Source organism: Saccharopolyspora thermophila (assembly GCF_014646075.1).
GTDB lineage: Bacteria > Actinomycetota > Actinomycetes > Mycobacteriales > Pseudonocardiaceae > Saccharopolyspora > Saccharopolyspora thermophila.
Genome location: NZ_BMMT01000003.1, coordinates 24,903 through 43,474, shown reverse-complemented (window position 1 = coordinate 43,474; position 18,572 = coordinate 24,903). Strand labels below are relative to the sequence as shown.

At 73.0% G+C, this 18,572-nt stretch carries 16 protein-coding genes; 7 read left to right on the top strand and 9 right to left on the bottom strand.

What is annotated here, in order from left to right; translation table 11 throughout:
- Positions 1–9 precede the first annotated feature (9 nt).
- A complete protein-coding gene (locus IEY17_RS06300; protein ID WP_229679890.1) occupies positions 10–1,647 on the bottom strand; it encodes an LCP family protein in 1,638 nt (545 codons plus the stop codon).
- A 331-nt stretch (positions 1,648–1,978) separates the two neighbouring features.
- On the opposite strand from IEY17_RS06300, the gene rfbB reads away from it, so the two are divergent.
- Complete coding sequence (rfbB, locus tag IEY17_RS06295) at positions 1,979–2,968, top strand: dTDP-glucose 4,6-dehydratase (RefSeq protein WP_188986343.1); 990 nt, start codon at positions 1,979–1,981, stop codon at positions 2,966–2,968.
- Positions 2,965–3,885, top strand: coding sequence for a dTDP-4-dehydrorhamnose reductase (gene rfbD / locus IEY17_RS06290; RefSeq protein ID WP_188986342.1), 921 nt, complete (start codon positions 2,965–2,967; stop codon positions 3,883–3,885). The genes rfbB and rfbD overlap by 4 nt, the downstream gene beginning before the upstream one ends.
- 97 nt (positions 3,886–3,982) lie before the next feature.
- Here rfbD and IEY17_RS06285 read toward each other — a convergent pair whose 3' ends face one another.
- The 3 genes from IEY17_RS06285 to IEY17_RS06275 all read right to left on the bottom strand — a co-directional run bounded on the left by IEY17_RS06285 (position 3,983) and on the right by IEY17_RS06275 (position 8,555).
- Complete coding sequence (locus tag IEY17_RS06285) at positions 3,983–5,044, bottom strand: glycosyltransferase family 4 protein (protein ID WP_229679889.1); 1,062 nt, start codon at positions 5,042–5,044, stop codon at positions 3,983–3,985.
- On the bottom strand, positions 5,022–7,532 hold the full coding sequence (locus IEY17_RS06280; RefSeq protein WP_188986341.1) for a glycosyltransferase: 2,511 nt from the start codon (positions 7,530–7,532) through the stop codon (positions 5,022–5,024). Before IEY17_RS06280 ends, IEY17_RS06285 begins: the two co-directional genes overlap by 23 nt.
- A gap of 93 nt (positions 7,533–7,625) precedes the next feature.
- Positions 7,626–8,555, bottom strand: coding sequence for a glycosyltransferase family 2 protein (locus IEY17_RS06275; RefSeq protein ID WP_229679887.1), 930 nt, complete (start codon positions 8,553–8,555; stop codon positions 7,626–7,628).
- Between the two features lie 148 nt (positions 8,556–8,703).
- Here IEY17_RS06275 and IEY17_RS06270 point away from each other — a divergent pair, with 148 nt between their 5' ends.
- From IEY17_RS06270 to IEY17_RS06260, 3 genes are all read left to right on the top strand, one after another.
- Entirely contained in the window at positions 8,704–9,777 is a 1,074-nt protein-coding gene (locus IEY17_RS06270) for a glycosyltransferase family 4 protein (protein WP_188986340.1), read from the top strand.
- A gap of 82 nt (positions 9,778–9,859) precedes the next feature.
- Positions 9,860–10,990 carry a glycosyltransferase family 4 protein gene (locus IEY17_RS06265; RefSeq protein ID WP_188986596.1) on the top strand — a complete coding sequence of 377 codons (1,131 nt, stop codon included), beginning with the start codon at positions 9,860–9,862 and terminating at the stop codon, positions 10,988–10,990.
- Positions 10,991–11,017: 27 nt separating this feature from the next.
- The gene (locus tag IEY17_RS06260) at positions 11,018–11,917 is read left to right on the top strand and encodes a glycosyltransferase family 2 protein (RefSeq protein ID WP_188986595.1); all 900 of its coding nucleotides are present in this window, start codon (positions 11,018–11,020) and stop codon (positions 11,915–11,917) included.
- On the opposite strand, the gene IEY17_RS06255 is transcribed toward IEY17_RS06260, so the two are convergent.
- Positions 11,914–12,189: a hypothetical protein gene (locus tag IEY17_RS06255; protein WP_308423955.1), complete on the bottom strand. Its 276-nt coding sequence runs from the start codon at positions 12,187–12,189 to the stop codon at positions 11,914–11,916. The genes IEY17_RS06260 and IEY17_RS06255 overlap by 4 nt on opposite strands.
- 244 nt (positions 12,190–12,433) lie before the next feature.
- On the opposite strand from IEY17_RS06255, the gene manB reads away from it, so the two are divergent.
- Together manB and IEY17_RS06245 are read left to right on the top strand one after the other, a co-directional pair.
- On the top strand, positions 12,434–13,525 hold the full coding sequence (manB, locus tag IEY17_RS06250; RefSeq protein WP_188986338.1) for a mannose-1-phosphate guanylyltransferase: 1,092 nt from the start codon (positions 12,434–12,436) through the stop codon (positions 13,523–13,525).
- 4 nt (positions 13,526–13,529) lie between these two features.
- Positions 13,530–14,441: a DNA-3-methyladenine glycosylase family protein gene (locus tag IEY17_RS06245; protein ID WP_188986337.1), complete on the top strand. Its 912-nt coding sequence runs from the start codon at positions 13,530–13,532 to the stop codon at positions 14,439–14,441.
- 6 nt (positions 14,442–14,447) lie between these two features.
- Here the strand turns inward: IEY17_RS06245 and IEY17_RS06240 are convergent, their stop codons facing one another.
- From IEY17_RS06240 to IEY17_RS06225, 4 genes are all read right to left on the bottom strand, one after another.
- Positions 14,448–14,987 carry an NUDIX hydrolase gene (locus IEY17_RS06240; protein WP_188986336.1) on the bottom strand — a complete coding sequence of 180 codons (540 nt, stop codon included), beginning with the start codon at positions 14,985–14,987 and terminating at the stop codon, positions 14,448–14,450.
- Complete coding sequence (locus IEY17_RS06235) at positions 14,984–16,327, bottom strand: coenzyme F420-0:L-glutamate ligase (protein WP_188986335.1); 1,344 nt, start codon at positions 16,325–16,327, stop codon at positions 14,984–14,986. Before IEY17_RS06235 ends, IEY17_RS06240 begins: the two co-directional genes overlap by 4 nt.
- Positions 16,324–17,316 carry a 2-phospho-L-lactate transferase gene (gene cofD / locus IEY17_RS06230; protein WP_188986334.1) on the bottom strand — a complete coding sequence of 331 codons (993 nt, stop codon included), beginning with the start codon at positions 17,314–17,316 and terminating at the stop codon, positions 16,324–16,326. Before cofD ends, IEY17_RS06235 begins: the two co-directional genes overlap by 4 nt.
- A 66-nt stretch (positions 17,317–17,382) precedes the next feature.
- Positions 17,383–18,141 (bottom strand): site-2 protease family protein, encoded by a 759-nt coding sequence (locus IEY17_RS06225; RefSeq protein ID WP_188986333.1) that lies wholly within the window; start codon positions 18,139–18,141, stop codon positions 17,383–17,385.
- Positions 18,142–18,572 lie beyond the last annotated feature (431 nt).

Here is an 18,572-nt window from a genome sequence, read left to right as displayed (position 1 = left end):
CCGCCCGGTTCAGTTCACGCAGACGATGCCGCCGGCGGTGATGGGCTGCTCCGCGGCGTCCTCCTGCTGGGTGTGCAGCGGCGCGGCCGCCTGCCGCGGGCCGTCGAGCCGGACGGTCCGCGGCCCGGCGAAGTTCTGCGCCCCCGGTCCCTTGTAGTCCTTGCCCAGGTAGACCTGCACGCTGCCGGGGTGCACGCTGCTGCGCGCCTCGGTGGGCAGCCCGCCGAGCAGGTCCGCGAGTTGAGCGGCGATGGCGTCCTCACCGGGCGCGAAGTAGATCACGGAGCCGTTCCTGGCCTCGGCGTTGGAACCGCCGCCGGCCTTGAAACCCTGCGCGGACACCTCGTCGAGCACCCGTGCGGCCAGTCCGCGGACGCCGGAGGCGTTGAACACGCTCACCGTGATCGACGCCCGGGCCTGCCGCGCGGCGATCTTCCGCTGCCGCTCCTGCGGGGACAGCAGCAGGTCCGCGGTGAACTGCCGGGTCTCGGCGATGTTGATGGTGACGTCCTCCTCGCCGGATTTGCCGACCAGGTGCACCGGGGCGGTGTAGAACTGCACGTTCCCGCCGGCGATGCCCTGCATCTGCTGCGCGAAGCCGAGAATGTCGTTGGCCAGCGCGGGGTCCAGCGTGATGGACTTCTGGATGGCGTTGACCAGCGCGGTCAGCTTGGCCGGGTTGGCCAGGGTGCCGGTGGACAGGATCTTGCGCGCCAGCGCCGACAGGAACGCCTGCTGGCGCTTGCCGCGGTCCAGCTCGTTGATCAGGCCGTGCCGCTGCCGTACGAAGGCCAGCGCGTCGCCGCCCTGGATGGTCTGCACGCCCTTGCGGAAGTTGGCGCCGGAGTAGCTGTCCTTGGTGTCCTTCTTCAGACACACCTCGACGCCGCCGACGGCCTTGGTGATCTCGTAGAAGCCGAGCAGGTTGACCTCGGCATAGTGGTCGATGGTGACGCCCGTGAGGTTCTCGATGGTCTGGCGCAGCAGGGCTCGTCCGGCCTGCCCGCCCTTCTGGGCGAGTTCCTTCTCGTCGGTGATGCCCTGCCTGCGGAGCTTGGCGATCTCGGCCTGCTTGCCGCGGTTCAGCGTCTCGGTGAGCTTGGTCTTGCCCTCCCCGAGCCCGATGTCGACGAGCGTGTCGCGGGGGAAGGACATCGCGCTGGCGCTCTGCCCGCCGTTGGGGATACGCATCAGGATGATCGCGTCGGTGAGGTCGCCGCCGTCGTAGCTGGTGCGCAGCTCCCGCAGCACCTCGTCGGGCAGCGGGTTGCCGAAGGCGTCGGTGCGGCTGTCGTTGCCGATCAGCAGGATGTCGGTGGCGCCGTCCGGTGCGCTGAGGCCGCGGCGGATGACGTCGGCGGTGGAGGTGCTGCCCGCGCCGGGCCGGAACATCGCCCAGCCGAACCCGGTGGTGCTCAGCACCAGCACGGACAGCAGGGCGAACAGCGTGCGGCCGGCGTAGCGGGCGCCGCGGCGCTTCGGGCGCCGCTCCCAGATGTCGTCTTCCGGGGGAAGCTCTTCTTGCCCCTTACGGGTGGCCGGTCTGCGGCGGGCGTCACCCTGCGCTGCTTTGCGGCCGGGGCCACCGGGAGGTGGGGCGCTGCCCGCGCGGCCGCTGCGCCGACCGCCCGGCGGGTTGCCGCCCACGCCGCCGGCCCGGCCCTGACCGCCGGGGCCACGGGGCGGAACGGGTCTGCCCGGTTGCCCCTGTGGGCCGCCTGGCCACCTCGGCCGGTCCTCCACGCCGCTTCCTCCTTGGCCTCACCGCGAGCGTTACACCTTGGCGGAGTGATTTTGCTCGTGTTCCGGATGAAGGCTAACGGTGATCCTGCGGTGCGTGTGTAGGTCCCGGGATAAGGGGTGACATCCCTCATACGGGTGAGCACTGTTCGTGACTACCCGTAGCGAGGGAGGGCCTTCGGTCGCTCCCCGTGGCATGCCAGACTGCGCAGGACGACCGGAGGTGAGGAAGGGCCCGATGCGAATCCTGGTTACCGGTGGGGCCGGTTTCATCGGCTCCCACTACGTTCGGCAGCTGCTCGGCGGCGCCTACCCGGCGGTGGACGCCGCCGAGGTGATCGTGCTCGACAAGCTCACCTACGCGGGTAACGAGGCGAACCTGGCCCCGGTCGCCGACGACCCGCGGCTGCGGTTCGTCCGCGGCGACATCTGCGACCGCGACCTGGTCGCCGAGCTGATGCGCGGCGTCGACCTCGTCGTGCACTTCGCCGCGGAGACCCACGTGGACCGCTCCATCACCGGCGCGGACGCCTTCGTGGTCACCAACGTGGTCGGCACCACCACGCTGCTGCAGACCGCGCTGGAGGCCGAGGTCGGCAAGTTCGTGCACGTCTCCACCGACGAGGTGTACGGCTCGATCGAGTCCGGTTCGTGGCCGGAGGACCACGCCCTCGAGCCGAACTCGCCGTACTCGGCGGCCAAGGCCGGCTCGGACCTGCTGGCGCGCGCCTACCACCGCACCCACGGGCTGCCGGTGTGCATCACCCGCTGCTCCAACAACTACGGCCCGTACCAGTTCCCGGAGAAGGTGCTGCCGCTGTTCATCACCAACCTGATGGACGGGCAGCAGGTGCCGCTCTACGGCGACGGGCTCAACGTGCGCGACTGGCTGCACGTGACCGACCACTGCCAGGGCATCCAGCTGGTCGCGCAGTCCGGGCGGCCGGGCGAGATCTACAACATCGGCGGCGGCACCGAGCTGACCAACAAGGAGCTCACCGAGCTGGTGCTGGCCGAGATGGGCATGGACTGGTCGATGGTACGGCCGGTGGAAGACCGCAAGGGTCACGACCGGCGCTACTCGGTGGACCACAGCAAGATCGTCCGCGAGCTGGGCTACGCGCCCAGCGTGGACTTCACGACCGGGCTGCGCGAAACCGTCCGCTGGTACCGGGAGAACCGCGACTGGTGGGAGCCGCTGAAGGCGCGCGCGGCGGTGGCCCGGTGACCCGCGGACTGGCCCTGCTGGTGCCCGGCGGTCACGGCCAGGTCGGCTCCGAACTGCGCCGGCTGCTGTCCGCGCGGCCCGGCGCCCTGGTACACGCACCGGGTTCCGGAGAACTGGACATCACCGACCCCGAGCAGGTCGACGACGCGGTCGACTCCTTCGCCGAGACAGCCCGGGACGCCGAACTGCGGCCGGTGGTGGTGAACGCGGCGGCCTACACCGCCGTGGACGCGGCGGAGTCGGAGCCGGACCGCGCTGCCCGGGTCAACACCGACGGTCCCGCGGCCCTGGCCGTGGCGTGCCGGGAGAGCGGCCTGCCGCTGCTGCACATCTCGACCGACTACGTCTTCCCGGGCGATGCGGACCGGCCGTACGAACCGACCGACGAAACGGGACCGCGCACCGTCTACGGCCGCACGAAGCTGGCCGGGGAGCGTGCGGTGCTGGAGTCCGGCGCGCGCGCCTGGATCGTGCGCACCGCCTGGGTGTACGGCGCGCGGGGCGGGAACTTCGTGAGGACCATCGCGAGGCTGTCCGCGCAGCGGGAAACTCTGTCCGTTGTGGACGATCAGCTCGGATGCCCCACGTGGGCGGCGGATCTGGCACGGGGCCTGGTGGAACTAGCCGAGCGCGTGGCTGATCGGCGCGGGCCGGAGCAGAAGGTGTTGCACTGCACGAATTCCGGCCAGGCGAGCTGGTGGGAGTTCGCCCGCGCGATCTTCGAGGAGCTGGGCCTGGACCCGTCCCGGGTCCACCCCTGCACCACGGCGGACTTCCCGCGCCCGGCCCCTCGCCCCGCCTACTCGGTCCTGTCGGACGCGGCCTGGCGAGCAGCGGGCCTGACGCCCCTGCGTCCCTGGCGAGAAGCCCTCGCGGCGGCCTTCGCCCAGGACGGAGAAGCCCTCCGCACCCCGTAAATTCCCAATTCCAGGTAAGTTTGGGTGTCTTTCGGCGTCGCGCGCTCCTGTGGGGGCGGGACGGAAGGCCGGGGCCGGGAGGCTTGGGACTGCGGGGTCAGGTTGCTGCCTGGCGGTAGGCTTCCAGGGTTTTTTCCGCGCAGGTGCGCCAGGTGAAGGTTCTCGCCCTGGCTCGGCCCTCCTCCCGGCCGGGCGGGGCGGTGAGGGCGTGGTGCAGGGCTTCGTTCAGGGCCGCAGCGTCGCCCCGCGGAACGCGGTAGGCGTGGCCTGCCGTCACCTCGCGGAGGGCCGGGATGTCCGTGCACACCACCGGGGTTCCGCAGGCGAGCGCCTCCAGAGCGGGCAGGCCGAAACCCTCGTCGCGGGACGGCAGAACCAGCGCCGCGGCACCGGCGACCAGGCCGCGTAGGTGGTTGTCCGGGAGGTAGCCGGTGCGGATCACGCCGTTGCCGCAAGCCGCGCCGGAAGGCCCCGCGATGACCAGCGGAGGCAGGTCCGGGCCGTGCGCGGCCAGCAGCACGTCCAGGCCCTTGCGGGGGCCCTCGGCGCCGACGAACAGCAGATATTCCGCGGGTACTCCATAGTGGACTCTCGTGGCGGCGTCCAGCGGAGTCGCGTCGAACCACTCCGGATCCACACCCAGCGGCGTCACCACGATCTTCTCAGGCGGCACGTCCAGGCGAGCACTGACGACGTCCGCAACCGCCGCCGTCGGGGTGCAGACGACAGCCGCTCGATGCGCGGATCTGCGCACCAGCACAGCAAGATCTCGATCGGCCAGCGCCGGATCATCGAGAAAGGCCAGGTCGTGCACGGTGACCACGCCGCCCGCGCGCACGGACGGCGGAAGCACGAAATTGGTGCCGTGCACCACCGCGGCCCGCCCGGCGAGTAGCTCGATCGGCGGAAAAGCACTGCGCCGCCACAACATCCGTACCGCGCGCGCCGGGACCGGCAGACCCACCGCGCGGGTCCCGGCCGGTACCACCGAACGCAGCTCCCGCCATCCCCGGGTGGTGAAACCCACCAGCCGAACGTCCACAAAGGACGCCAGTTCGGCGACGAGCGACGCCGTGTAGCGGCCGATGCCGGTGCGCCTGCCCAGCAGCGGAGTGCCGTCGAGCAGCACCCGCGGTTCAGCGCCCGCGGAGCCGCTCACCGGCCAGCCTCCGCAGCCGCCCGGTCGCCCGCCTGGCGACCTCCACCGGCCCGCCCGCGTCGAAATACTCCCGCAGCAGAGCCAGATCCCGCCGCATCGCCGCCACGCGGCCGGGCCGCGGGGTGCGCACCAGCGGCGCCGACGCCGGTAGCCGGTCGGCGGCCGGGCGCGGATCGCGGCAGAACTCGGTCAGCGGCGCGAGCACCGACTCCCAGGTGAACCGCTCCCGCACCGGATCGATGCGGCGCCGGCACTCCGCGGCGAACTCCTCGTCGTAGAGCACCTGTTCCAACGCCGCGGCCAGCGCGTCGGGGTCCTCCGGCGGCACCACGACGCCGATCCGCTCGTCGCGCACCAGGTCCGCGAACGAGTCACCGTCGGTGGTCACCACCGGCAGCCCCGACCACAGGTAGTCCAGCACCCGGGTGCGGAACGCGAACGTCGTCTCCACGTGCTCGAAGTGCGTCGTCACCCCGCAGTCCGCGTCCAGCAGGTAGTTCTGCCGCTCCCCGTACGGCACCCAGCTCTCGTTGAAGAACACGAACTTGTCGGTCAGGCCGAGCCGCCGGGCCAGCGCTCGCGTCTGCTCGGCCATGCCCATCTCCGGTACGTCCGGGTTCGGGTGCTTCATGCCGAGGAAGAACAACCGGACGTCGGCGCGCCGCTCGGCAAGCCGGTGCACCGCGTGCAGCAGCGTCAACGGGTCGAACCAGCTGTAGACGCCGCCCGCCCACAGCACCACCTTGTCGTCGGCGGAGATGCCCGGCCGGACGCCCTTGATCGCCGGGCCGGTCCGCCGCGGCGGCACCGATGGCAACCCGAACGGCACCACGGACAGCAGCGAGCGGACCGTCGGGTCGTTGTCGTAGAGTCCCGGCGTCAACCGCCCCAACGACGCCAGGTGCCCCAACCAGAAGTGCCGCTGCCGCTCGGAGGCGCAGAGGAAGAAGTCACCGCGCCGCAGCTGGGCGTTGAGGACGTTCGTCACGCCGATGAGGTCCTTGGCGCGCCGCTCGTCGTCGGTGTCGCGGCCCTGCTCCAGCAACTCCAGGTGCATCGGGTCGTAGACGTCGCAGACCACGATCTTTCTCGACTCGGCCTTCTTCAGCGCGGGCACCATCTCCAGCACGTGCCCCTGCAGCACGACGATGTCCGCCCAGTCCACGTGCGCCCCCAGCTCCCGCGGCTGGGCGGCCACCACGGCGAAACCCGCTTCGGGCGGGTTGACCAGCGCGTTGACGCTGACCAACCGGACCTCGTGCTCGGCGGAGAGCACCTCGGCCATGTGCCAGGCGCGGATCGCCGGACCCGCCATCCGCTCGCTGACCGTGTCCCCGGTGATCACCGCGATCCTGCGCGGGCGCCCGAACACCTCGTCCAGGCCGAACACCTCGACCAGCGCGTCGTGCGCGGCGAGGTAGCGCGGCAGCGGGTAGGCGGGCTCCATCGCCTTGCGCATCAGTGGAACCAGGTCCGCGTCGGTGCGCACCCGGGCCTGTTGCTCCTCCTCGCGGGACCGCCTGAGCGACGGCAGCATCTCCACGAACTGGTCGATGGCCAGCATTCCGGCCAGCGCGGAACGGTCGATCGGCACCGGGCTGTCGTCCTCGCGCTCGCCCCGCCTGGTGATCTCCAGCTGGGTCGGGTCGATCTCGCCGCGCGCGGTGGCCCGCCGCACGGCCAGCGCCATCGCCGCGGGCAGCGCCCGGGCCAGGGTCTCGTCCGAAAGGTTCTTGTACAGGGCCGCGAGCGCGTTGCGCTCCAGCAGGTAGTGCTCGCGCGCGGACGACACCTCGGCCATCGACGCGTGGTGGCGGTGGAAGGTCAGCGAACGCGGCTCGTAGCGGACCCGCCAGCCGCGCAGGTTCAGCCGCCAGCCCAGGTCCACGTCCTCGTAGAACATGAAGAACCGCTCGTCGAACCCGCCGACCGCGGCGAACAGCTCGGCGCGCACGAACAACGCCGAGCCGGTGCCGAACAGCACGTCCCGGGCCGCGTCGTGCGAGCCGTCGTCCACCTCGCCCGCGTGTCGCTTGTATCCCATGCCGAACCAGGTCAGCCCGCCGTCGACGAAGTCGACGTGCCGCCCCTCCCAGTCCAGGACCTTGCTGGCCACCGCGCCCACGGTCGGCTCCGCGCGCAGCACCGCCACCGCGGCCCGCACCCAGGCGCGGTCCGGGCGGGCGTCGTTGTTGAGAAACGCCAACACCTCACCGGATGCGTTGCGGGCGGCGAGGTTGCAGCCCCCGGCGAACCCGAGGTTGCGGTCCGACTCGATCACCCGCACGTCCGGGGCGGCGGCGCGGATCCGCTCGACGCTGTCGTCACCCGAGGCGTTGTCGACGCAGAGCACCTCCAGTCGGTCGGCCGGGTAGTCCAGCTCGTCGCGTAGCGCGCGCAGGCACGTGATGGTGTCGTCCGCGCCGCGGTAGTTGACCACGATCACCGACACCAGGGGCAGGACGCTGCGATCGGACAAGTCAGCCACGCCCACAAGACTGCACCATCCCCCACCCGGGTGTGCGGGGTGTCGGCGAATCCGGGGAGGCCGGCACCACCCGGGGACCGAGTCGGCACGGGTTCAGACACCGGACCATGCGCGCCACACGGTGCGGCGGGAGACGGACGCGAAGTGACTGATGCGGGCCCGGGCGCGCAGCGCCGCCGGGAGACCCGCGACGACCTCCGCCAGCACACGGAGCCGCAGGGCGACGCGGAAGTTCGGCGGCGGCGCGGAGTGCCTACGCAGCGGGAGAACGAACGTGATCGCGGCGAAGCGAGCGAGCTCGCGCAGCGCCACCAGCGCGGGAGCACAGCGCAGCAGCATGAACAACCGGTTCCGCTCGTTCCAGCGGTGGAACAACGCCGACCCCAGATCCGTCGTGGCACCGTGCAGGTGCCAAGCGCACGCGTTCGGCACTGCGACGATGCGGTGCCCGGCCAGGCGAAGCCGCCACGAGGTGTCGGTGTCCTCGTAGTAGCAGAAGAAATGCGCAGGCACCCCGCCGACGGAACGAAGGTGGGCGGTGCGCAGCAGCGCAGCACCCCCACAGAAACCGAACACGTCGCCGGCGGCGTCAGGCACGTCAGCGCCGTGGCCGTCCGCGGTGAGACGCACGCCCGCCGACTGCACCCGGCCGTCGGGCGTGCGGAGCACGGACGACGCCGCAGCGGCGCCCGGGTCGGCGTCGAGCGCGGCCTCGAGCGCGGAAAGCCAGTCGGCGGCCGGCGCGGCGTCGTCGTTGAGCCACGCGACGAACGGAGTGCCAACGCGCGACAGCGCAGCGGCGACGCCCCCGGCGTAGCCGGTGTTGCGCGGCAGGCGCAGCACCTCCGGAGCGCTCGGATGCGACGCGAGGACGTCGGCGGAGCCGTCGTCGGAGGCGTTGTCGACGACGAGCACCCGATGCGGGCGGTCCTGAGCGGCCAGTGCGTCCAGGCAGGCACCCAGGTGGTCCCGGCCCCGCCAGGTCACCACGACCACCGTGCTGCGCACCTGATCCGACGTCACGCCCGATGACGTTACCGCCACCCGGCAGCAGGTCACTCGATCAGCTGGCAGGGCCCTGTTGAGCTGCGCAAACCCCGCTTCCGGGGCCGGCACACCCCTGGGCAAACGCCAACGACGGCCCGGCGACGGCTCGTGGGAAGCTGTGCGGGTGCCCGAGCTCGTCGTGATCGCTGAGCAGCTGCTCGCCCCGGTGCCCGGCGGCACCGGTCGCTACACGCGGGAACTGCTGCGCGCGATGGCGGCCACCGCGCCGGACGGCTGGGAACTGTCCAGCGTGGTCAGTCGCAGTGGCGATCCGGCCGTGGCCCGGGTGCCCGGCGTGCGGGGGCCGCGGGTACTGCCGCTACCGCGCCGCGCGCTGATCGCCGCCTGGGAACGCGGTGTTCCGCTCTGGCCGGGCGGTGACGCCGTGCACGCCATGACCCCGCTGGCCCCACCGGCCCGGCGCGGGCGCGGACTGGTCGTGACCGTCCATGACACGGTGCCCTGGACGCACCCGGAGACGCTGACGCCGCGGGGCGTCACGTGGCACCGGCGCGCGATCGGCCGCGCCGCCCGCCGCGCCGACGCGATCGTCGTGCCCACCGCCGCGGTCGCCACCGACCTCGCACACCACGTCCGCGTCACCGCCGACCTGCACGTCATCGGCGAGGGCGTCACCCCGGCGCTGCTGTCCGAACCGGACCCGGCGGTCGTCGAACGGCTTGCGCTGCCCGACCGGTACGTGCTGGCCGTCGGCACGATCGAGCCGCGCAAGGGCTACCAGCACCTGGTGCGGGCGATGGCCGAACCAGGTGCGCCGGACGTGCCGCTGCTGATCGCCGGCCGCCGCGGCTGGGGTGATGTCGACCTCGGCGACCGGGTGCGCGTGCTGGAATCGGTGACCGACGACGAACTCTCCGTCCTGCTCCGCCGCGCCACCGTGCTCGCCGCACCGAGCCTCGCCGAGGGCTTCGGCCTGCCGCTGGTCGAAGCGATGGCGCTCGGCACACCGGTGGTGCACTCCGACGCCCCCGCGCTCGTCGAGGTCGCCGGTGGCGCCGGGGTGGTGGTGCCGCGCGCTGACCCGGCCGCGCTCGCCGCCGCCCTGCGCGCCGTCGTCGACGACCCCGCGCACCACGCCCGGCTCGTCGCCGCGGGTGTCCGCCGCGCGGCGCACTTCACCTGGACCCGCGCGGCCCGCGCGGTGTGGCAGGTGCACCTGGACCGCGCCGCCCGCTGAAACAGGACACATTTTCACAGACCCCGCACGGGTGACGTGGTTCGCGCCTTACGCTGCTCTGGTGCACAGAGGCGAGCCGCACATTCTCATCGACGCAACTGCGGTACCCGCGGACCGAGGCGGCGTCGGCCGGTACGTCGACTCGCTGCTCGCGGCTCTGGACGCCGATGGCGCCCGGCTCACCGTCGCCTGCCAGCCCCGCGACGCCGAGCTCTACGCGGGCCTCGCACCGCACACCGACGTGGTGCCCGCCACCGAAGCCGTCGCCACCCGAACCGCCCGCCTGACCTGGGAGCAGACCACCCTGCCGCTGCTCGTGCGCCGCCTCGGCGTCGACGTGCTGCACTCGCCGCACTACACCACGCCGCTGGCCAACCCCGCCGCCTCGGTGGTCACCCTGCACGACGCGACGTTCTTCACCAACCCCGCCGTGCACTCCCCGGTGAAGGCCAGGTTCTTCCGCGCCTGGACACGCACCGCGCTGCGCCGCGCCACCCTGTGCATCGTGCCGAGCCGGGCGACCGCGGCCGAGCTGTCCCGCTCGGTCGGCGCCGACCCCGCCGCGATGCAGGTGATGTACCACGGCGTCGACCCGGACCGGTTCCACCCGCCGACGCCCGAGGAGGTCCAGGAGGTCCGCGACCGGCTGAGCCTCTACGACCAGCCGTACGTGGCCTTCCTCGGCGCTCTGGAACCCCGCAAGAACGTTCCGGCGCTCATCCGCGGCTTCATGCTCGCCTGCCAGGGCCGGTCCGACTCGCCCGCGCTGGTGCTGGCCGGGCAGCCCGGCTGGGACACCCGCGTCGAACGCGCCCTGGAGGCGGTGCCGCACCGCATCCGCGTCATCCGCGCCGGCTACCTGCCGTTCCGGCAGCTGGCCGGGTTCCTCGGCGGCGCCCAGGTGGTGGCCTACCCGAGCGTCGGCGAGGGCTTCGGCTTACCCGTGCTGGAGGCGATGGCCTGCGGCGCGGCGGTTCTGACCACACGGCGGCTGAGCCTGCCGGAGGTGGGCGGCGACGCCGTCGCCTACTGCGGTGTCGGCGCGGGAGACATCGCCGCCGGCCTGGCGGAACTGCTCGACGACCCGGCGCGCCGCGCGGCCCTCGCCGCGGCGGCCCAGCGACGCGCCAAGGAGTTCACCTGGGCGGCCTGCGCCGCCCAACACCGCGCGGCCTACGACCGCGCCCACCACGCGCACACCCGGTCCCGATGACTCCCAGCGGGTCTGCTGCCGCCGATGATGCCCGGTTCGGCAGAATGTGACGGCGTGACCGACGCGCGCACCTACGGCGACGAAGTAGCCGTCGTCGTCGTGACCTACTCGCCCGGGGAAACCCTGGAGCGGTTCCTCGACACCCTGGACAAGGCCACGGAGCGCTCGGTGCGGGTAATCCTCGCCGACAACGGCTCCACCGACGGCGCGCCGCAGCGCGCTGCCGCCGACCGCGAGCACGTCCACTTCGTGCCCACCGGCGGCAACCTCGGCTACGGCAGCGCGGCCAACCGCGGCGTGGCCGAACTCGGCGACGAGTACGGCTGGGTGGTCGTCGCCAACCCCGACCTCGAGTGGGGACCGGGTTCCCTCGACGAACTGCTGGCCGCGGCCGGGCGCTGGCCGCGCGGCGGCGCCTTCGGCCCGCTGATCAGGGAGCCGAACGGGGCCGTCTACCCCTCGGCGCGGCTGCTGCCCTCCCTCGGCCGAGGCGCCGGGCACGCCGTGCTCGGCAAGATCTGGCCGGACAACCCGTGGTCCCGTGCCTACCGGCAGTCCGAGGCGGCCATCGAGGAACGCACCGCGGGCTGGCTGTCCGGGTCGTGCCTGCTGCTGCGCCGCACCGCGTTCGACTCGGTCGACGGCTTCGACCCGCGCTACTTCATGTACTTCGAGGACGTCGACCTCGGCGACCGGCTGGGCCGCGCCGGCTGGCTGAACGTCTATGTGCCCAGCGCCGAGATCATGCACATCGGCGGCCACTCCACCTCCGGCGCCTCGGCCCGGATGCTGCGCGAACACCACCGCAGCGCCTACCGCTACCTAGCTGACCGCCACCCTGGACCGGTGTGGGCCCCGCTGCGCGCCGCCCTGCGCGCCGGTCTGGAGCTCCGGGCGCGCATCGAAACCCGTTCGGCGGGCAGCTAGTACTGGTGGTAGTTCTGCGCCTGGGAACCGAGGGGCCCGAACTCGTTCGGGCCACGCTTGGCCTGGTACGGGTTGGGCGGCAGCTGCTCCTGTCCGTAGTCCTCGGCGGGCCAGCCGCCGTGCCGCGGTTCCGGGTTGAGCCGCTGCTCGAGCGACCGCTGTTCAAGCGGCCGCTGCTGCCCGGACGACGGCAGGACCTGCGTGGTGTCCGGGGAGGAGTCGGCCTGGTTGACGACCTCGCGCGGGATGCGGACGGTGCTCGCGGCGTCCATCGGAGAGGTGGCGTTGTCGGGGGTGACGACGAATGCGCCGCGTGCCCGCGCGCGAGCAAGTGCTTCGTCGGCTCGGAGGCGCGGGTCCATAGGGCTGCCCTCTCAATACTTCGCAGTTCGGTGGGCGTCGAGCGGGGACCGCTGCGGCGGGCCCGGTGCCCATTATGCCGCCGTCCCTGCCAGAGTATTCCCCCCAATGGGTTTTCGTCATCGAAGTCCATCAGGAAGAGGAGGACCGAGGTCGATGTCCGCCGATGTGCAGGACCCGCCGCCGGCGGCGGAAGCCGTGGTGCTGGTGGGCGGCCAGGGCGTCCGGCTGCGCCCGCTGACGCTGTCGGCACCGAAGCCGATGCTGCCTACCGCCGGGGTCCCTTTCCTGAGCCACCTGCTGTCGCGCATCCGGGCCGCGGGCATCGAGCACGTGGTGCTCGGCACCTCCTACAAGGCCGAGGTGTTCGCCGAGCACTTCGGCGACGGCTCCGAACTCGGGCTGCAGCTGGAGTACGTCGTGGAGCAGGAGCCGCTGGACACCGCGGGCGCGATCCGCAACGTGGCGGACCGGCTGAGCGCCGACGACGTGCTGGTGTTCAACGGCGACATCCTCTCCGGGGTGGATTTGAACGACCTGCTGGCGACCCACCGCGGCACGGCGGCCGATGTGACGCTGCACCTGGTGAAGGTGGCCGACCCGCGCTGGTTCGGCTGCGTGCCCACCGACGCCGACGGGCGGGTCACGGCGTTTCTGGAGAAGACCGAGAACCCGCCGGTGGACCAGATCAACGCCGGATGCTACGTGTTCCGCCGCGACGTGATCAACACCATCCCGGCCGGGCGCCCGGTGTCGGTGGAGCGCGAGACATTCCCGCAGCTGCTCGCCTCCGGGGCGCGGGTGCAGGGCTACGTCGACAACTCCTACTGGCTGGACATGGGCACCCCGGCGGCGTTCGTGCGCGGGTCGGCGGACCTGGTGCTCGGCACCGCGCCCTCGAACGCGTTGCCCGGTGAACCCGGCGAGGCGTTGGTGCTCGCCGGCGCGTGGGTGGCCGCCGACGCGGAGGTGCGCGGGGGCAGCACCGTCGGCGCGGACTGCGTCGTCGAAGCCGGCGCCAGCGTGGTGGAGTCGGTGCTGTTCGACGGCGTCCGGGTGGCCCGCGGCGCGGTGGTCGAGCGGTGCGTGATCGGGGCCGGCGCGATAATCGGGGAGGGCGCTGTGCTGCGCGACGCCGTCATCGGTGACGGCGCGCGGATCGGCGCCGACTGTGAACTCCTGCACGGCGTCCGGGTGTGGCCGGGCGTCGAGCTGCCGCCCTACAGCGTGCGGTTTTCCGCGGACTGATGCGATGACCGAGGCCCTGACCCGGACGTGGCGACCGCCGTACCCGCTGGACCTGCCGCGGGTGCTGGCCCCGCTGCGCCGCGGCACCGGCGACCCCACCACGCGGGTCGACCCGTCGGGCGACGTGTGGTGGGGCACCACGACCGCGGCCGGTCCCGCCACGTTGCGGCTGCGCCGGGGGCCCGCCGGAGAGGTGCTGGCGACGGCCTGGGGACCGGGCGCGCACCTCGTGCTGGACACCGTCCCGACCCTGCTCGGCGCGGCCGACGACGACACGGGTTTCGTCGCGGTGCACGAGGCCGTGGCGCGGGGGATGCGCGCCTCCCGCGGCGTGCGGCTGTGCGCCTCGGGGCGGGTGTGGGACGTGTTGGTCGCCGCGGTGCTGGAGCAGAAGGTCGCCAACCGGGAGGCGTGGCGCTCCTGGCGGGAACTGTGCTGGCGGTTCGGCACCCGCGCGCCGGGACCGGTGCGAAAGCTGTGGGTGGCGCCGGATCCGGAGCAGATCCGCCGCATCCGCGACTGGGAGTGGCACCGCGCGGGTGTCGACGGGGCCCGCCGCCGCACCCTGCGGGCCGCCGCCTCGGTGGCGACCAGCCTGGAGCGCGCGGTGCAGCTGGGCGGCGCCGAGGGCCGCGAGTTCCTGCAGAAGGTGCCCGGCATCGGGCCGTGGACGGCGGCGGAGGTGGCGCAGCGCGCGTGGGGCGACCCGGACGCGATCAGCGTCGGCGACTTCCACCTGCCGGCGATCGTGGGCACGGCCCTGGTCGGACACCCCCTCGACGACGAAGGGATGCTGGAGGTGCTGGCCCCCTACGAGGGCCACCGCCACCGGGCGGTCCGCTACCTGGCAGCGGCCGGGGCCAACCGCCCCCGCCACGCCCCCCGGATGCCCGTCCGCGACTACCGCACGATCTGACGGCCATCAGCTCAGGCGGGTTCGGGCCGCGGCGATCAGGGGGCCGAGGTCGGACTGCTCCGGCAGGGAGTCCAGCGGCCACCAGCGCAGGTCCAGGGACTCGTCGCTGCGCTGTGGTTGCGCGCCCGCCGGGGCGCGGACGACGAAGCGGACGTCGAAGTGGCGGGTCGGGCGCCCCAGCGAGCAGGTGATCGGGTGCACGTCGAGGTGCACCGGCTCCGGGTCCACCACCAGACCGTCCACCCCGGACTCCTCCGTCGCCTCGCGCAGCGCCGCCCCGGCCAGCGAGGTGTCCTCCGGTTCGCAGTGGCCGCCGAGCTGCAACCACGCACCCACCCGCGGGTGCAGGGTGAGCAGCACGTTCTCGCCCGCGGCGTCCACCAGCACCGCCGACGCCGTCACGTGGCCCGGCTCACACGCCCGCAGGCACGCGTCCGCACGAGTGTCCAGCAGCGTCAGGAACGCGTGCCGCAGCGCCTCCTGCTGCGGGTCGTCGGGACGCCAGTCGCCGAGTACGCGCCGGGTGTCGGTGTGCAGTCCGCTCACAGCTCCACCAATCCGTCGTCGAATCCGCGGGGCTCGCGCGGGCCGTCAAAGGGCTCGGCGGGATGGCCCACCGCCACCGCGCCCAGCGGCTCCCAGTTCTCCGGCAGGTCCAGGGCGGAGCGCACCACGTCCGGGCAGAACAACGTCGACGACACCCAGCAGGACCCGAGCTCCTCGGCCGCCAGCGCCACCAGCAGGGCCTGCACCGCGGCCCCGCCCGCGACGGTGAACATCTGCCGCTCCGCGTCGCTGCGCCGCTCGTCGGGGTAGTCGTGCGCGCCCTCGCGCACCAGGAACGGCAGCACGACCTCGGGCGCGCTGTAGAGCAGGGTGCCCCGTGCGACGCGGCGCTGCGCGGCCTGCTCCGACAACCCGTCGGCGCGCAGGTCGTCCAGCCACGCGGTGCGCATCGCATCCAGCAGCTTCGTCCGCAGTGGACGGTCGCGCAGCCACACGAAGCGCACCGGGTGCGTGTGGTGCGGCGCGGGCGCGGTCAGCGCAGCGCCGACCGCGCGGCGCACGGCGTCGGTGTCCACCGGTGTGTCGGCGAAGGTGCGCACCGAGCGGCGCATCAGCACCGCCTCGCGTCGGCCCTGCGCCAGGGCCTCCGCGGTGCCCATGGAGAACAGGTCGTCCGCCACCGGCCGCACCAGGTCGCGGGCCCGCGACCCGTCGTCCTCGGTCGCCAGCCCCCGCACCACGGCCACCGGAACCGCGCCCAGCTTGCCCTTGACCAGATCCGCCGCCGCGGCGATCTCGTCGGCCACCGCGACCTCGGTCACCGCCAGCTCGTTGCCCTGCGAGTCAATGCTGCCCCCGTAGCGGTGCAGGACGCTGATCCCGGCGGCGCCGATCGCCACGTCGGTCTGCCCGACCCGCCAGGCGCGGCCCATCGTGTCGGTGATCACCACCCCGACCTGGACGCCGAGTCGCTCGGCCAGCCCCGCCCGCAGGCGGCGGGCCGACGCGTCCGGGTCCTCCGGCAGCAGCGCGATCCGGTCCAGCGGCACGTTCGAGGCGTCCACGCCGGAGGCCGCCTGCACGATGCCGAGCCGGTTCTGGGTGATCAGGAACTGCCCGCGCCGGGCCACCACGTGGTCGGCCTCGGCCAGCACCAGTTCCCGGCGCAGCCGGTCGCGTAGCTCCGGGTCACGCGGCGCGGCGACCATCCGGCCCTCGACCTTGGAGACCACCTTGCTGGTGACCACCACGATGTCGCCGTCGCTGAGCCACGGCGCGTGCGCGGCGATCGAGGCGGCCAGGTCGTCGCCGGGGCCGAACTCCGGCAACCCGGTCACCGCGAACAGCCGCAGTCCCCCGGTGGCCGCGTGATCCCTCATCGCCCCTCCCGGGCCAGGTCGAACGCCGCCCGGGCCATCGCCGCGGTGGCGTCCACATCGGACATCAGCAGCGGGACCGCGCGTACCCGCACCCCGGGCACCTCCGCGCGGTCGCCGGTGTGCACCAGCCAGCCGTCCAGGATGCCATCGGAATCCCGGCGGGAGCCGTAGTGCCGACCGACCGCCTCCGCGGTGCTGTCCACCCCGATGCCGGCCAGGCAGGCGTCGGCCATGCCGCGCAGCGGCCTGCCGCCGACGATCGGGGACAGCCCCACGACCGGCGCCGACGTCGCCCGCAGCGCGTCGCGGAAACCGGGCACCGCCAGCAGCGTGCCGATGCTGACCACCGGGTTCGACGGCGCCACGAGCACCACGTCGGCCTGCTCGAGCGCGTCCAGCACCGCCGGGGTCGGCTTCGCCTCGGACGCCCCCACCGGCACGAACGCGTGCGCGGTCGGCTCCGCCCGGTGTCGCACCCACCACTCCTGGAAGTGCACCGCGCGCGGATCACCGCTGTCCGGGTCGTCGATGGCGACGTGCGTCTCCAGCCGCTCGTCGGTGACCGGCAGCAGCCGCACCCCCGGCTTCCAGCGGTCGCACAGCGCCTCGGTCACCGCCGTCAGCGAGTAGCCCGCGCGCAGCATCCGGGAACGCACCAGGTGGGTGGCGATGTCCCGGTCGCCGAGCCCGAACCAGCTCGGCTCCACGCCGTAGGCGGCCAGTTCCTCCTTGACCGACCAGGTCTCGTCGACCCGCCCCCAGCCCTTCGCCGAGTCGACCCCGCCGCCCAGTGTGTACATGCAGGTGTCCAGGTCCGGGCACACCCGCAGGCCGTGCATCCACACGTCGTCACCGACGTTGACCACCGCGGTGATCTCGTGCTCGGACGGCTCCGCCGGCTCGCCGACCGCGGGCAGGCCCAATGCGGCCTTGACCCCGAGCAGAAAGCGGGCGCCGCCGACCCCGCCGACCAGAACTACGACCTTCACGGCCCCGATCCTCGCACGCGGCCCGACGGCCACGGCGCTCACCCGGCCGAGGACCTGGGGCCTTCGTCACAGGAAACCGAAGATGCTGCGGAACGCGCTCTGGCCCAGGTAGGTCAGCACCGTGTCGCCGCCGACGAGGCCGAAGACGACGTAGGCGAGCTCGAAGAACACCCGCCCGACCAGCGGCACCCCGATCAGCAGCACGAACAGCGCCAGCGGCGCCCACGGGCGGGCCTGCTCGCCGAACCGGCGCGCCGGGCCGGACAGCCACGGCTCGATCGCCCCGTACCCGTCCAAACCCGGGATCGGCAGGATGTTCAGTACGAACGCGATCACCTGCAGGAACGCCAGGTAGGACAGCCCGGACGACAGCCCCAGCGGCATCGGCACCAGCTGCACCGCCGCGGCGATCAGCATGCCCAGCACCAGGTTCGTCAGGGGGCCGGCCAGCGACACCATCGACTCGATACGCCGGGTGCGCAGCGCGTGGTGGTTGATCCACACCGCGCCACCCGGCAGCGGGATGCCGCCCAGCGCCACGAAGATCAGCGGCAGCACGATGCTGAGCACCGGGTCGGTGTAGCGGCGGGGGTCCAGCGTCAGGTAGCCCTTCGCGCGGACCGCGAGGTCGCCGCCGCGGTAGGCCGTCACGGCGTGGCCGAACTCGTGCAGGCACAGCGAGGTCGCCCAGCCGCCGAGCACGAGCAGCACGATGCCGGTGACCCGGAGACCGTCGCCGTCGAAGGTGGACAGCACGCCACCCAGCACGGTCAGGGCGACCAGGCCGAGGAACAGGGGGCTCACGCGCGCCGTGGTGTTCTGCACGGCACCAGTGTCCACGAACGCGAGACCGGCGGTGTTGACCAAGGGGTGGTATCCATGATCTTGGGACGCCGGTGCGGTCGGACGGACTACCGGTGCTGCGCCGAAAGCGCCCACCCGGTGGCACTCGCGGCCCAGGGTGGGGATGTCCCCCTACGGATGGTCTCCGCTTGACCGCGAGGAGCTACACGGGTGTAATCACAGCAGTGTCATTCGTCGCTGAAACGATCGTCTGGCGTTGACGGTCGCGCAGCGACCGACCGGGAGCGGGAGACCCGGTCGGGCACCGGTCGATCGCCGTGCCGCCGGCGGTGAGAGGGGGCGGCGCTGGTGGTCGGCGACGGCGGCGCCGCCGTCGGAGTGCGAGGTCCCGGACCGGGACCGGCCGACCTGCGAGCAGGAGTGCGTCCTGTTCCGGCCCTGGGGAGGGCCGG

Bases quoted from the DNA above. Each gene is read 5' to 3' on its own strand.
- manB (WP_188986338.1), top strand. From the start codon at position 12,434: ATGTCCGCCGATGTGCAGGACCCGCCGCCGGCGGCGGAAGCCGTGGTG.
- IEY17_RS06235 (WP_188986335.1), bottom strand. From the start codon at position 16,327: ATGAGGGATCACGCGGCCACCGGGGGACTGCGGCTGTTCGCGGTGACC.
- IEY17_RS06260 (WP_188986595.1), top strand. From the start codon at position 11,018: ATGCCCGGTTCGGCAGAATGTGACGGCGTGACCGACGCGCGCACCTAC.
- IEY17_RS06245 (WP_188986337.1), top strand. From the start codon at position 13,530: ATGACCGAGGCCCTGACCCGGACGTGGCGACCGCCGTACCCGCTGGAC.
- IEY17_RS06255 (WP_308423955.1), bottom strand. From the start codon at position 12,189: ATGGACGCCGCGAGCACCGTCCGCATCCCGCGCGAGGTCGTCAACCAG.
- rfbB (WP_188986343.1), top strand. From the start codon at position 1,979: ATGCGAATCCTGGTTACCGGTGGGGCCGGTTTCATCGGCTCCCACTAC.